The organism is Streptomyces sp. RP5T, from assembly GCF_003933965.1.
Taxonomy (GTDB): domain Bacteria; phylum Actinomycetota; class Actinomycetes; order Streptomycetales; family Streptomycetaceae; genus Streptomyces.
Map to the genome: position 1 here is coordinate 1 of NZ_RSAJ01000219.1, position 13,466 is coordinate 13,466.

A 13,466-nucleotide genomic window follows, 5' to 3' on the forward strand; every position below is an offset into this window, starting at 1 on the left:
CACCTGTCCCTGTGAGGTACGGCGACACGCTCCGCGAGGTTGCACGCCCCGCGAGAAAAGTTTCCACACCGCCCCGTGCAACCCGTCCGCGCGGCCGCCCCGTACTCCTCTCACGCAACCGCACCGACCACCGAGGAGTCGTTTTGACGAACCGTCATGGCATCCGATTCACCCGCCGTCTGCTGATCGGCGTGCTCGCGGGAAGCGCCGCGGCCGTGGGCGGCTGGGCCGCCCTCGCGGGCGCCGCGACGGGCTCCCCGTCGCCGAAGCCGGCGGCTTCCACGGTGCCGTCAGTGGCGCCCTCGACGGTGCCGTCCGCGGATCCGTCCGCGGTGTCGTCACCCGTGCCGTCCGACCGGCCCGCGACCGTCCCGACCCCGGTTCCGGCGGAGCCGACCCTCGCTGCGAGCCCCGTGCCGTCCGCACCGGCGACCGTGCCGAGCCCGGTTCCGACCGTCGTGCCCTCGGAGCGGCCCTCGGGGCGGCCCTCGACCGTGCCGAGCGCGGCCCCGGTTCCGGCGGAGCCGGTCACTGAGCCGAGCCCCGTGGCGTCGGTCGCCGGGCGGTCGTCGAAGTAGGCCGGGCGGACACACCGGCGCCCCGGGTCCGGGAGGCCGGCGGGCCTTGGCACCGGACCCGGTGGCGTCACAGCGGGCCGCGCTGTGCGGCCCCCGGGCCCGGTTCCTCAGGCGCGCACCGGCCGGGCCGCCTCCCGGCGGAACGCCCACCGCATCTCCGGTTCCACCACGTACCGCAGCACCCGCCGGACCGGCGGGGCGCACAGGGCGGTCACGAGGACCGCGGCGACGAGGGAGACCGCGCCCACGCCGAGGGGACCGTGCACCCAGGCGGGCCCGTACCAGCCCCAGGACCGGGCGCCCTGGACGAGGAACCCGTGCAGCAGATAGCCGTACAGCGTGCCCGCGCCCAGCACGGTGAACCAGGTCCGCCGCCCGGGCACCAACGCGAGGAAGCACCCGACCAGCACCAGCGAGCACCCGAAGGCGAGCAGGGTCATCACCGGCCCGGACCAGGCGGGCGCGCCCAACTCCCGGGCACTGTCCCGGTGGTAGAGCCAGGCCGCGCTCATCCGCGGCGCCACCCAGTAGGCCGCCACGAGCGCGACGGCGAACACCGGCCCGGCGACCAGCCGTACCGTACGCCGACGGACCAGCCGGAAGTGCTCGGGCCTGAGCGACAGCCCCAGCACGAAGTACGGCAGGAACTGCAGCACACGCTGGAGGTCGAGGTCGTCGCCGATGGAGGGCGTCAGCGTCGCGAGCATCGCCACGACGAGCGCGAGCGGCACGGGATGCCGTATTCGCTGCCACAAAGGGGTGGTCAGCCGCCAGACGAACAACGCCACCAGGAACCACGTCAGATACAGCGGATCCAGCAGACTCACCGGCCGGTCCGGCGCGTGGTCCGTCCACCGGGTGAAGAAGGTGTACGCCGTCTCGAACACGACGTACGGCACGACGAGCCCCGTCACCAGCCGCCGCAACCGCCCCGGACTCGCGTCGAAGTTCCGCGAGAAGTACCCGGAGACGACTATGAACGCCGGCATGTGGAAGGCGTACACGAGCAGGTACAGCGCGGACACCGCGCGACTCCCGTCCCGCAACGGCTCCCAGGCGTGCCCCACGGCGACCAGCACGATGGCCAGGTACTTGGCGTTGTCGAAGAAGGCGTCGCGCTCCGCGATTCTCTCCCGGGTGGCGGCGGTGACAGTTACCTCGTGCATCCCGGGCGCCTCACCACTCCGACCGCACCCCAAACGCCGTACCTGTGAGCACAGCGAGAGATCCGCCGGGCGTTCACGTCCCCTGGACCCCGCGGGCCGGGCCGAGAACGGAAGTGCCCTGCTCCCTGCTTCGTTGGCGAGCTGGTGAAGCGCGTGCAGTTTTGCACCGAGTGAGGCTGTACGCCGCTGGAGGTCGTCGGCCTCTGGCGTTCTGAAGCCTGACCAGGTGGAGGAGGTGCCGTCGCCAACTTCGGAGTCGGGCCTGAGCCGGTGCATCTCAGCGTGCTGTCGGCCTTCAGCTTGTGAGCCCGTCGGGGCGCCCTGTCAGTGCCGTCCCTTACGCTCCGCGCTTGAACACGCAGTTCGAATGGAGAGGGAACGCGGATGGGCGGCAATGCATGGACTCATACGGGCCCGTATCAGCGTGATCTGGCGGCCGCGTTCCGGCAGGCCCAGGAGGATGAGCTGGCGCGGGACAACCACGGTTTCGAGGGCCGGACCGTCGAGGAACTGTGGCGCGACCCGGAGTGGGAGGAGTACATCTTCACCGGTGGCACGGGCACCGTGCTGGACTTCCCTCTCATGATCGAGGCCACGGACAGTGATGACGGTCCGTTCATGCGACCGCTGACCGACGAAGAAGTGCGAGCGTGGGCTCCTCACGGCCGGCCCACCTACGAGGAGTGGGACACCGCGCTCGACTCCGAGCAACTGGACTTCCCAGGCCGCGCCCGGGGGAACTGCACAGTGCTCTACCGCGACGGCAGGCCGGCGCAGATCGCCTACTGGGGGGTCACCGCCGATTAGGGGCATCCGCTACTGCCTTGCGATGCAACCGCCTCACTCGTCCGGGGGCTGGGGCCACATCGTCTTGCGGAGCTCATCTGTCGTGGTGCTCCAAGATCCCGTACACGCCTCGTCCACAGACCTCGACATGTGACCGCTTCGGCCCGTCCGCATACGCCTGCACATACGCGAAGACCCCGGCTTCAGCGTCTCCGCTGGTGACGGGGTCTTCGGGCACCGTATGAAGGGTGCCCCCGGCAGGATTCGAACCTGCGCACACGGCTCCGGAGGGGGTTTCTGACTTGTGGAAATGTGCAGGTCACAGAGCCTAGGGGCGCCTGCTGAGATCACCCTGTCCACAGGTAGTCCACGGCCTGGCGCTGGAAGTCAGGCCAGGCGTGGGACGTAGCACCCGTCACGAGGGCACAGCAGGAACCAGTAGTTCCCGCCCGCGACGGCAATGGCCAGGAACACGAGTGCTCTCAGATGAGTCTCGACACGTATTCGACAGCGCACCCAATCCTGCCGGCGCCGCCGTCTTCTCTCTCAACGCTCACTACGAGCGGCACACGGTCCCGACCTGCCACAGCTACGCGGGCTGGGCTGGCATCTCAGACCCGCTATCAGGTAGTGCGCAAGTCACTGTCCGCGACGAGCAACCGCTACAGGCTTCGTTAAACACATCCAGACCCAGGGCGAAGCGGCATTTTCTTCGGAGATCTTGCAGAACAGGCAGCGCAAACACGGGCAAACCGCGATGCTCCGCTGAAGGTGGCTGCTGCCCGTCAATACGCCGAGATCCTGGTATCCCACGGCATTACAACCCTCGCTGAAGCCAACGCGTCGCTCGCTGACTTGGACAAGCTGAAGGCCGTTGAGCGTGACCTCGCGGGGGTTACCGGCCACGGCTCCGGCGCACGTCTCGCCTATCTGTGGATGCTCTTGGGGGACGACAGCCGCATCAAGCCGGACCGGATGGTTCTTCGACGGCTGCAAACAGTGCTGCAGCACACGGTGACTACGGCCCAAGCGATCGAACTCATCACTGTGGCTACGGCACGCTTGAGGCGCACACCGGAGAGCTAGACCACGCGATCTGGGAAAGCCGGCGGAAGGTCTGACCACTCGACAGTCATTCGCGTCCGACTCCGGAGGGCGTCTGCTTCAGCCGTCTGGGCTGGTCAGAGGGATGGGTAGGTCTCGATAGCCACTGCTCGTCCACCCCTGTCCGATGGGTTCGGCGCCAAATGTCCTTACCTCATGGTGGGTTGTCAGACCTCAGTGTCATGCTTCCTCCTGATGCTCGCGTCGCTTGATGCGTCAGCCGCACCGACAACACGTGCACAATCTGACAGAAGGTACAAAAACCCCTGATGGAATCCGCCTTCACAGTTCTCGCCACTCCTGGACAGCTCACCGCTCACAAGGTCTACGAAGTCCTCCGTGACCACAGTGGGGGCCCTCTGGAGTTTGATCGAATTCTCACGGAATTGGGTGACGAACAGATCGCCAGCAGTAGCCTCGCGCAAGAGCAGCTGCTTGAAGCGTTGTTGAAGGATGACAGATTGCGTTCGGCGCGAGGATATCGACAGCGCTTTTCAATGTCCGGGAGGTCTATTCGCCTTCGCCCTCCCGGCAACCGAGCTGAGCTGGCCATTGAACAAGAAAATGAGCAAGTCAAGGAGCAGCTGCTGAAGCAGTTGCGAGAAGTTCCTCCGGAAGTTTTCGAGCACATTGTAGCTGACTTATTCACTGCCATGAGATACGAAGATGTAAAGGTCACTAGAAGATCTAAGGATGGTGGCGTTGACGTCCGAGCCACTCTCGTTGCAGGCGGCGTTATGACAGTACCTACCGCGATTCAAGTGAAGCGCTGGTCGAAACCAGTAACCGTCAAGGAGGTTAGAGAACTCAGGGGTACACTGAGGGCCGGTACGCAGGGGATCATCGTGACCACCGGAAAGTACACTAAAGATGCTCCCAAGGAGGCCCTGGATGATGCTCTCACTCCAATTCACCTAATCGATGGCCGGTTGTTGACTGATTTGCTAACTGAGCACGGTATTGGAATCCAAGCCTCGCGCCTTTCCCTCCTTTCTCTTGACTTGGAGGCACTGGCAACTATTACAGGCAAGGCTGGGAGCCCCATTCAAGGACGCTCCTCCCAACCGTCTCAGAATGCTCTGCCGCGCTACTACATCGAGAAGATGCCATCGGATCGAGGTAAGGATCTTTTGGACTGCATCGTCTCTATGACCGACCTTGCCGATGGTCAGCCGAGTTGGGATGACTACGTCGCCAAATTCCAGGAGCGGTTTCCTGCGATCACACGCTCCGATGAGGCGCGTCGACGGTCGCGTGTCCTAGTTTCCCTGGGGCTAGTGGATGTTGAGAATGACCACATGAACTTGACCCTGGCTGGTCGGAAATTGCTGGAATATCCTGAGTCAAGCTTCCTTCTCGAGCTGTTTCTAAGCCGTATCGTAGGTGCCCGAGAAATCGAAGAACTATCCAGGTCTCTCACGAGGGCGGATCTACGCAAAAAACTGCAGGATGGATCCCTGGCGGGGCTTACCCCTACTCAAGCGACACTGGTCGAGAAGTGGCTCAGTCACATAAAGAGGCCCGCCGCATCCCGATAGGGCGCGCGGTGGCAGACGCGGCGGCGGCGAGCGTCAGGTGCACCCTCGCGTGTACTCATAGCCGGGCTACGTTCATCGTCGCAAGGCCTGGCCAGGGTGCGTGACAACCATCCACTGCCAGACAGCCGCCTGCTGGCGTTTAGAGGCATGTTTGTCGTTGCGTGGGTGTGCCGGTCCAATGTCTTCTACCCTGCTGATGGTGTCGTTACCTGGACGCAGGTGTCTGTTATGCAGCAAATCTGGGGTAGTGAGCGTCGGCGGACGGCGATTGGGCGCCTGACGCTGTCGGTGCCCGCGCGTCAGGCGCTGGCGGACCGCCAGTTGGTACCCGAGCGGACGATCCTCGACTACGGCTGTGGCCGTGGTGACGATGTCAGAGCTCTGCAGCAACTGGACTGCCAGGTGGCTGGGTGGGACCCGTATTACTGCTCCGATACACAACTGGTCGCCAGCGACGTGGTGTTGCTGACATACGTCCTCAACGTGATCGAGGACCCAGCGGAACGTCGGCAGACCTTGCAGCAGGCGTGGGATCTAACCTCGACGCTGCTGGTTGTCTCAGCCCGGCTGACATGGGAGAAGTCAAAGGTCCACGGCCAGGAGTTCGGTGACGGCCTGCTCACGAGCCGACAAACTTTCCAGCATCTATATGCCGCGAGTGAACTGCGGGAGTACGTGGAGCAGGTGACCGGCGCACGGGTGGTGGCGGCTGCGCCAGGGGTCATCTACGCGTTCCGGGACGAGGGCGCCCGTCTGAGCTATCTGGCGCAGCGTGTGATCCCAGATGCCGAGTGGCTTGCTTCCGAGGACACTGAATCAGCGGTGAGTGCGGTGGTGGGCTTCTTCGAGCGAAAGGGACGTCCGCCGCGCATTGAGGAGATGCCGCGGACCGTCGCGGAGCTGTTGGCTCATCTGCGGCCCGACGAGGTCAAGCGTCTCGTGCGGGATGGTGCTGATCCTGAGCGAGCCACTGCGGGGGCTAAGCGATCGACACTGAACACGTTGCTCTACCTGGCGGTGGAGCTCTTCAATGGCCGCGGACCGTTTGGCAATTTGCCAGTGGGGCTGCAGCACGACGTACGTACGTTCTTCAGCTCCTATAAGGAGGCCTGTCAGCGGGCTGATCGACTGCTGTTGAAGCTCCGCGACGACGGTTACGTGCGCAACGCCATGAACGCCTCCGTCGCAGGCAAGGTGACCCCGACGGCGCTGTATGTGCATCGACGGACGCTGGAGCGGATCCCGACAGTGTTGCGCTTGTACGAGCACTGCGCATCGATCGCTGCCGGTCGCCCGGAACAGTGGACAGTGGCAAAGCTCAAACACCAGGGGCGAGCGGTGTCGTGGCTGGACTACCCAGACTTTGATGCAGACCCGCATCCGCGGATCCGATCCTCCTACATGGTGGACCTGCAGACGCTTCGGGCATCCCATCTCTCCTATGAGAGCTCGGCTAACCGCCCCTTGCTGCACCGCAAGCACGAGTTTCTAGCACCGGATGATCCGGACGTGCCGCGGTACCGGCGTTTGACCGAGACTGAGATGCGGGCGGGGTTGTACGAACGGCCGCACCTGATCGGGACCGAGAACGGATGGGAGGCCGAGCTTGTCAGGTGCGGTCGGCAGCTGCGCGGGCACCGGCTGGTGCGTCGCTCCGACGCGTAGGGCTGGTCAGCCTCCCTGAGGCTGCATGCTGGCGATGGTCTCGGCGAGCGGGAGGGGATCGAAGTCGGCTGCCTGGGAAGGGAACCAGGAAAGACGCAGTCCGTTGGCAGCCACCGCGTCGTCCAGGCCCATCGCCTGAAGGACGTGGCTGGGCGTGTAGGAAGCGCTGGTGCAGGCCGAGCCGGTGGCGATGGCGACCTGGTCTTTCAGGCGGACGATGAGTGCTTCGGCATTCAGCTCATCGAAGCTGACGTTGAGGATGTGGGGGACGCTGTGGTCAGGGTCGCCGTTGAGGTGGAAGCGTGTCGTGCTGAGCGCAGCAAGGATTCGCTCGCGCATCGCCTTCGCCTCCCGCTCCCACGTTTCCCGCCTCTCGGTGAAAATCTTCGCGGCCTCGCACAGGCCCATGATCAATGGCACTGCGAGGGTGCCGGGGCGCAGTTTGCGCTCCTGCCCACCGCCGAACATGATCGGTTCAAGCGGCACCTTGTCCCATCCCCGTCGGCGGGTGATAAGAGCGCCGACGCCCTTCGGGGCGCCAATCTTGTGGCCGGAGATGCTGATCAGGTCGATGGGCGCCATCAGGTCGGCGGGAACCTTGCCGTAGCCCTGAGCGGCGTCCACATGCAGATAGGTGGGCGTGACGCGCAGCTTCTCGGCGAGTTCGGCGACCGGCTGGATGACGCCGGTTTCGTTGTTGACGTGCATCAGCGACACCGCCAGGGTGTCCGGACGCAGCCGCTCCAGCACGGCGTCAGCAGTGATGCGGCCGCTAGGGCCGGGGGAGAGGAAGTCGACCTCGAAGCCGCGGTTGTCGCGTAGGTGCGTCAGCGGCTCCAGTACCGCCTTGTGCTCGATGGCGGAGGTGATGATGTGCTTGCGGCCCGTGAGCTCGCCGTGCGGCGCCAACCCGAGCAAAGCGATGTTGTTGGACTCCGTCGCCCCGCTGGTGAAGATCACTTCTTCCGTCTTGGCGCCCACGGTGCCGGCGATGAAGGAACGCGCCTGCTGCACCGCCTTCTTGGCACGTGCACCGTATTCGTGGGTGCGGCTGCCGGCGTTGCCGAAGTCTTCGGTCATCCAGTGCAGCACCACCTCGGCAACCCGCGGGTCCACCCGTGTCGTCGCCGCCACATCCAGATACGCCACCACGGCGCTCACCCGCCTCTTTGCACACTTACATAACGGTCGTACGTCAACTGGTTAACGTACACGCTGAGACCGCAGCGCACGAAGTAACTGCCCCCAGTACGTCAACAACGTCCTCGGGGTGCTTGTTTCTCTGTCGCTTCGCCGACTGCAGACGCGTGGTCGGAGGCGTGGTACGTCATTCCGTGCATCTGAGTACGTTGAGAAAGGAGCGATGTACGTTTCTCTGGACACGTACGCGCACGCTAGAGTGCATGGGTGCAGACTGAAGTGGCGAGCAAAGCTGCGGGGCGGGCTGTCTCGCGGGTGTCTACTGGCTTTGAGTACACGTTCCCTGCGATCCGCGGGGTGCAGGCGGGGCGAGAGTTTTATGCGTCGATGTGCCCGTTGCGGCTCATCCCGAAGATCTTCCTCTTCGACGAAGATGATCTCTCTGCCGAGCTGAGAGCCCAGCGCGTCCTGAACAAGGGGCGCCTGCCGGCGCTCGCCCGCTACATCCTGGACAACCCCGAGGACTACGTCTTCAGTGCCCTGACCGCCTCCGTTGACGGAGACATGGTCTTCGATAGCCAGGGAGCCGAAGGAGCCGCGCACCGTACCGGGCAGCTGCGCATCCCCATGGACGCACGCTTCCTCATCAACGACGGGCAGCACCGCCGCGCCGCCATCGAGCTGGCGTTGAAGGAAAACCCCGACCTGGGGGACGAGACCATCGCTGTGGTCTTCTTCCACGACACGGGACTCGCCCGCTCGCAGCAGATGTTCGCGGACCTCAATCGGCACGCCGTTCGTCCGGCGCGCTCGATTGGCGTCCTGTACGACCACCGGGACGTCAACGCACAGATCACCCGGACCCTCACTGAACGCTCGGCCATCTTCAAGGGCTTTGTGGAGATGGAGAAGAGCACCCTGTCCGCCCGCTCCCGCAAGCTGTTCACCCTCAGCGCCTTGTACTTCGGCACCCAGTCCCTGCTCCAAGGCCTCGAGCTGAAGCAGGACGAGGCGACTGGGCTGGCGCAGTCGTTCTGGGAGGCCATGGACGCGGCGCTGCCTGAGTGGGCGATGGTGCGTGACAAGCAGCTGTCCGCGCAAGAGATGCGCCGGGACTTCATTCACAGTCACGGCATCGCCCTGCATGCGCTGGGCCGTATCGGCAACTCGTTGCTACGGGAGTCCCTCAAGGTGACTGTGTGGAAGAAGCGTCTGGTTCCGTTGAAGCACGTGGACTGGAGCCGGGCCAACGCCGATTGGGAGGGGCGCGCCATCGTTGGCGGCCGCGTCTCCAAAAGCCACCAAAACATGACACTTACTGTTAATTACTTGCGTAAGCATCTGGGCCTGGAACTGAGCCCGGAAGAACAACGTGTGGAAGACGCATACCTGCGAGGCGAGGCATGACCACCATCCCCCTCAATCTTGGGCTCACCCCCGTACGGCGCAAGCCCTTCAACGGGCGTTCGCTGGACGAGGTTGTCACCGAGCTCACCGAGGAGATCCGCGAGCTTTACACTGCCGACCAGGTGCCCTGGGTCATCGGCTACAGCGGAGGCAAGGACTCCACCGCCGTCCTGCAGTTGGTGTGGATGGCCCTCGCAGACCTGCCCGCCGAGCAGCGCACCAAGGCCGTGCACGTCATCTCCACCGACACCCTGGTGGAGAACCCAGTCGTCGCTGCCTGGGTCTCCGCCTCCCTGGGGACCATGCAGGACGCGGCACAGGCACAGAGCCTGCCGATCGAACCACACCGCCTCACGCCGGAGATAAAGGACACCTTCTGGGTGAACCTCATCGGCCGCGGCTATCCCGCCCCGCGCCCGAAGTTTCGCTGGTGCACTGAGCGACTGAAGATCAAGCCGTCGAACAGCTTCATCCGCAGCGTGGTCGCTGCCCACGGCGAAGCGATCATGGTGCTGGGCATCCGTAAAGCAGAAAGCCAAGCCCGCGCCCGCGCCATGGAAAAGCACGAGAAGCGACGCGTGCGCGACCGCCTCTCACCCAACGCCAACCTGCCCAACTCCCTCGTTTACAGCCCCGTTGAGGACTGGACCAACGACGATGTGTGGGAGTTCCTGATGCAGAAGCCCAACCCCTGGGGCTACAACAATCAGGACCTACTCACTATGTACCAGGGCGCCTCCGGGGACGGCGAATGCCCCCTCGTGGTCGATTCCACCACCCCCTCCTGTGGCTCCAGCCGCTTCGGCTGCTGGACCTGCACCCTCGTCGAGCAGGACAAGTCCATGTCCGCCATGATCCAGAACGACGAGGAAAAGGAGTGGATGCTCCCCCTGCTGGATCTGCGCAACAAGCTCGATGCCCCCTTCGGCCACTACCAGGAGGGTGACCCCGACCTCCCGCCCGGTCGCAAGGCACCCTTCCCGCGCCCCGACAAGCCGGCCCGTGACTTCCGCCGGATGAACGGCAAGGTCATGCTGTTCAACGACGGCGCCATCCACGGCCCTTATCTGCAGTCCTACCGCGAAGAATGGCTCAAGGATCTGCTCCAGGCACAAACATGGATCCGTGCCCACGCCCCCGAGCACGTGCAGAACATCGAACTCATCACGCTCGACGAACTTCATGAGATCCGCCGAATCTGGGTGTTCGACAAGCATGAGGTCGAGGACAGCCTGCCGCAGATCTACCAAGATGCCACCGGCGAGCCGTTCCCGGGCGGCCCGCTGGATGAGCAGCTTGTCATGGGCTCCGACGAGATGGATGTCCTTAAGCAGGTCTGCGACGGCGACGACCTGCACTACAACATGGTCCGCGAACTCCTCGCCGTCGAGCGGAAGTACCGCACCATGGCTCGCCGGTCCGGCCTCTTCCAGGCCCTTGAGCAAGCCGTGCAAAAGGGCTACTACGACAACCACGAAGACGCCGTGGAATTCGCTACACGCAAGAAAAAGTGGCGTGACGACATCGCCGAGAACCTGACCTTCGACGACGAAAACGAACTCGATGCTCCTGCGTAAGATCACCCTCGAAGAATTCGGGGCCTACCGCGGCAAGCAGTCTCTTGATCTCACCCCCAAGGAGAACAAGCCGATCATCCTGATCGGCGGGTTGAACGGGTGCGGCAAGACAACCCTGCTCGACGCCATCCAGCTGGCGCTCTACGGCAACCGCGCCCGCTGCAGTGGCCGCGGCACCAAGGCTTACGACGCCTACCTGCGCGAAAGCATCAACCGCAAGGCCGACCCCACCCGCGGCTCTGCCATCACTCTCGAGTTCACCGTCATGACCGGCGGGCACGAGCACTACTACCGCGTCGTCCGCAGCTGGCACATCAGCGGCAAAACTCTCAAGGAATTCCTCAACGTCTACGTCGACGACACCTACGGCGCACGCGCAAAGACGCGACGCAACGTCACGCCCGAGGGCAAGTTCAATCGGCTGTTGAGCGAGGGCTGGGCCGACCACGTCGAATCCCTCCTCCCCCTGGAGATCGCCTCCCTGGCCTTCTTCGACGGTGAGAAGATCGAATCACTGGCCGACCCCGAACGGGCCGCCTCCGTCATCGAGTCTGCCGTCCACTCCCTCCTGGGCGTGAGCACCGTCCAGCAGCTGCGCAACGACCTGCTGGCACTGCAGCGTCGCCAGAAGCTGTCCGACGAAGAACAGCACCTGCTGGACAACATCCGCGCCCAGGAAGCCGAACGCGAAGCGGTGCTCTCCCAGTACGACATCGCCCATCAGGAACTCGCCCACTCCCGTACCGAGCTCGGTAAGGCGCAGCGCAAGTTGGACAGCCTGGAGAAGGCGTTCGCCGACGAGGGCGGCGATTTGTTCACTAGGCGCATCGAGCTGGAGAACGACAAAAAGCAGACCTCCGCCCGCCTGGCCCAGGTGCGCGGCGAGCTGATCCAACTCGCCGCGGGCCCGCTGCCCCTGCTGATGGCCCAACCACTCCTGCAGGACGTGCGCCGGCAGGCCGAAAGGGAGCAGGAAGCCCAGCAATCGGCACAGGTTCTGGAGGTACTCGAAGCGCGTGACCAGTGGTTGCTGGATCTGGTGCCCGACACCGTCCGCGCCGATGTGCTTAAGAAACTGGACGCCGACCGCGCCGAGCGTGCCGACAAGACGCAACTGCCTATGGACCTACGCTTGCCGCACGACGCGCTGGCCCAGCTCACCGTCTTGAATGAACTCCTCCAGCGGGACCAGGAGCGCTCACAGCAGCTACTGCACAGCGCCGCTGAACTGACAGACCAACTCGACCAACTGGACCGGCAGCTCGCCGGCGTCCCCGCCCAGGACAAGGTCGAAGCCCTTCAAGTCGCCCGAGACGAGCAGATCGTGGAAGTCGCCCGCAGCCAAGCCGCGTGCGACCGCGCCACGGCCAAGCTGCAGGACCTCAAGCGACGCCGCGAGCATGTCACCACCCTGCTCGAACGAGCCCACAAGGAGTTCGTCCGCACCAAGGTTAAAGCAGAAGAGGTCGAGCGGATCATCAAATACTCTGAAAAGGCCCGCGAAACTCTCGAACGCTTCGGCTCCGCACTCCTCAAGCGGCACATCAGCCGACTCGAAGTGGCCGTCCTGCAGAGCTTCAAGGTCCTCATGCGCAAGCAAGGACTCGTGCACGACCTGCGCATCGACACCGATAAGTTCACCCTCACCCTCGCCGATGCCGACGGGGAGTCAATCGACCCCGCGCGCCTGAGCGCCGGCGAGCGCCAGCTCCTGGCCGTCTCCCTGCTGTGGGGCCTGATGCGGGTCGCCGGCAACCGCCTGCCCAGCGTTATCGACACCCCGCTGGGCCGCCTCGACAGCCGTCATCGCGAGCACCTCGTCGACCGCTACTTCCCCAACGCCAGCGACCAGGTCCTCCTGCTGTCCACGGACGAGGAGATCGATGAGTACCTGCTGGGCCGCTTGCAGAGGTCCGTCGCCCAGACCTACACCCTCGTCCACGACGACACCGAGTTCACCACAGCTGTCGTCGAAGGCTACTGGTGGAACGCAGGAGCACAGCATGCCGGTTGACAACGTCCGCCTGTCCCAGCCAGCCAAAGACCGGCTGATCTACCTCAAGCGCACCACCGGCATCACCCAGTGGAACGTACTGTGCCGCTGGGCGTTGTTGCTGTCCCTCAAAGACCCCTCGACTCCGCTGGTCAAGGACATCGTCACCGACTCCAACGTGGAGATGACCTGGAAGACCTTCGCTGGCCAGCACGGTGATGTCTATCTGGCTCTGCTCAAGCAGCGCTGCGCGGCGGTTGGGCAGGAAGTATCTGATGAGAACGTCGCTCGCATGCTGACCGTGCACCTGCACCGCGGCATCGGATATCTAGGCGCGGACAAGCAAATGGCCACCATCGAAGGGCTAGTTGGCGCCGCCATCACCGGGCCTTCCCCCGTGAAGGTGGGCACGCGGTTATTGATCACGCGGCGAGCGTGAGTTTAGCGGTGTGGTGTCGGCGTTCGTATTCGTTGGGGCTGAGGTGGCCGTTGGCGGAGTGCCGACGGCGGGT

The 13,466-nt window shown here is 64.3% G+C and carries 11 protein-coding genes; 8 read left to right on the plus strand and 3 right to left on the minus strand.

Annotation, left to right across the window (positions count from 1 at the left end):
- Positions 1–154: 154 nt before the first annotated feature.
- A complete protein-coding gene (locus tag EHS43_RS22550; RefSeq protein ID WP_125192583.1) occupies positions 155–532 on the minus strand; it encodes a hypothetical protein in 378 nt (125 codons plus the stop codon).
- Positions 533–685: 153 nt separating this feature from the next.
- On the minus strand, positions 686–1,744 hold the full coding sequence (locus tag EHS43_RS22555) for an acyltransferase family protein (RefSeq protein WP_125192584.1): 1,059 nt from the start codon (positions 1,742–1,744) through the stop codon (positions 686–688).
- Positions 1,745–2,128: 384 nt separating this feature from the next.
- Here EHS43_RS22555 and EHS43_RS22560 point away from each other — a divergent pair, with 384 nt between their 5' ends.
- The 4 genes from EHS43_RS22560 to EHS43_RS22575 all read left to right on the plus strand — a co-directional run bounded on the left by EHS43_RS22560 (position 2,129) and on the right by EHS43_RS22575 (position 6,837).
- Positions 2,129–2,551, plus strand: a complete 423-nt coding sequence (locus EHS43_RS22560) for a hypothetical protein (protein ID WP_125192585.1) — start codon at positions 2,129–2,131, stop codon at positions 2,549–2,551.
- 750 nt (positions 2,552–3,301) lie between these two features.
- A complete protein-coding gene (locus EHS43_RS22565) occupies positions 3,302–3,616 on the plus strand; it encodes a hypothetical protein (RefSeq protein ID WP_125192586.1) in 315 nt (104 codons plus the stop codon).
- Between the two features lie 287 nt (positions 3,617–3,903).
- Positions 3,904–5,172 carry a restriction endonuclease gene (locus EHS43_RS22570; protein ID WP_125192587.1) on the plus strand — a complete coding sequence of 423 codons (1,269 nt, stop codon included), beginning with the start codon at positions 3,904–3,906 and terminating at the stop codon, positions 5,170–5,172.
- Between the two features lie 228 nt (positions 5,173–5,400).
- Positions 5,401–6,837, plus strand: coding sequence for a DNA phosphorothioation-associated putative methyltransferase (locus EHS43_RS22575; RefSeq protein WP_125192588.1), 1,437 nt, complete (start codon positions 5,401–5,403; stop codon positions 6,835–6,837).
- Between the two features lie 6 nt (positions 6,838–6,843).
- On the opposite strand, the gene dndA is transcribed toward EHS43_RS22575, so the two are convergent.
- Entirely contained in the window at positions 6,844–7,998 is a 1,155-nt protein-coding gene (gene dndA, locus EHS43_RS22580) for a cysteine desulfurase DndA (RefSeq protein WP_125192589.1), read from the minus strand.
- Positions 7,999–8,244: 246 nt separating this feature from the next.
- Between dndA and dndB the strand changes: the two genes are divergently transcribed.
- Genes dndB through dndE form a run of 4 tightly spaced genes read left to right on the plus strand, consistent with a single transcriptional unit; the run spans position 8,245 to position 13,393 of the window.
- Positions 8,245–9,384: a DNA sulfur modification protein DndB gene (gene dndB, locus EHS43_RS22585; RefSeq protein WP_221740749.1), complete on the plus strand. Its 1,140-nt coding sequence runs from the start codon at positions 8,245–8,247 to the stop codon at positions 9,382–9,384.
- Positions 9,381–10,961 (plus strand): DNA phosphorothioation system sulfurtransferase DndC, encoded by a 1,581-nt coding sequence (gene dndC, locus EHS43_RS22590; protein ID WP_185806362.1) that lies wholly within the window; start codon positions 9,381–9,383, stop codon positions 10,959–10,961. Before dndB ends, dndC begins: the two co-directional genes overlap by 4 nt.
- Positions 10,948–12,975 carry a DNA sulfur modification protein DndD gene (gene dndD, locus EHS43_RS22595; RefSeq protein ID WP_125192590.1) on the plus strand — a complete coding sequence of 676 codons (2,028 nt, stop codon included), beginning with the start codon at positions 10,948–10,950 and terminating at the stop codon, positions 12,973–12,975. The genes dndC and dndD overlap by 14 nt, the downstream gene beginning before the upstream one ends.
- Positions 12,965–13,393, plus strand: coding sequence for a DNA sulfur modification protein DndE (dndE, locus tag EHS43_RS22600; protein ID WP_125192591.1), 429 nt, complete (start codon positions 12,965–12,967; stop codon positions 13,391–13,393). The genes dndD and dndE overlap by 11 nt, the downstream gene beginning before the upstream one ends.
- Positions 13,394–13,466: the final 73 nt, after the last annotated feature.

Excerpts from the sequence above, each read along its gene's own strand:
- dndC (WP_185806362.1), top strand. The coding sequence starts at position 9,381 with ATGACCACCATCCCCCTCAATCTTGGGCTCACCCCCGTACGGCGCAAG.
- dndD (WP_125192590.1), top strand. The coding sequence starts at position 10,948 with ATGCTCCTGCGTAAGATCACCCTCGAAGAATTCGGGGCCTACCGCGGC.
- EHS43_RS22570 (WP_125192587.1), top strand. The coding sequence starts at position 3,904 with ATGGAATCCGCCTTCACAGTTCTCGCCACTCCTGGACAGCTCACCGCT.
- EHS43_RS22555 (WP_125192584.1), bottom strand. The coding sequence starts at position 1,744 with ATGCACGAGGTAACTGTCACCGCCGCCACCCGGGAGAGAATCGCGGAG.
- dndE (WP_125192591.1), top strand. The coding sequence starts at position 12,965 with ATGCCGGTTGACAACGTCCGCCTGTCCCAGCCAGCCAAAGACCGGCTG.
- EHS43_RS22575 (WP_125192588.1), top strand. The coding sequence starts at position 5,401 with ATGCAGCAAATCTGGGGTAGTGAGCGTCGGCGGACGGCGATTGGGCGC.
- EHS43_RS22560 (WP_125192585.1), top strand. The coding sequence starts at position 2,129 with ATGGGCGGCAATGCATGGACTCATACGGGCCCGTATCAGCGTGATCTG.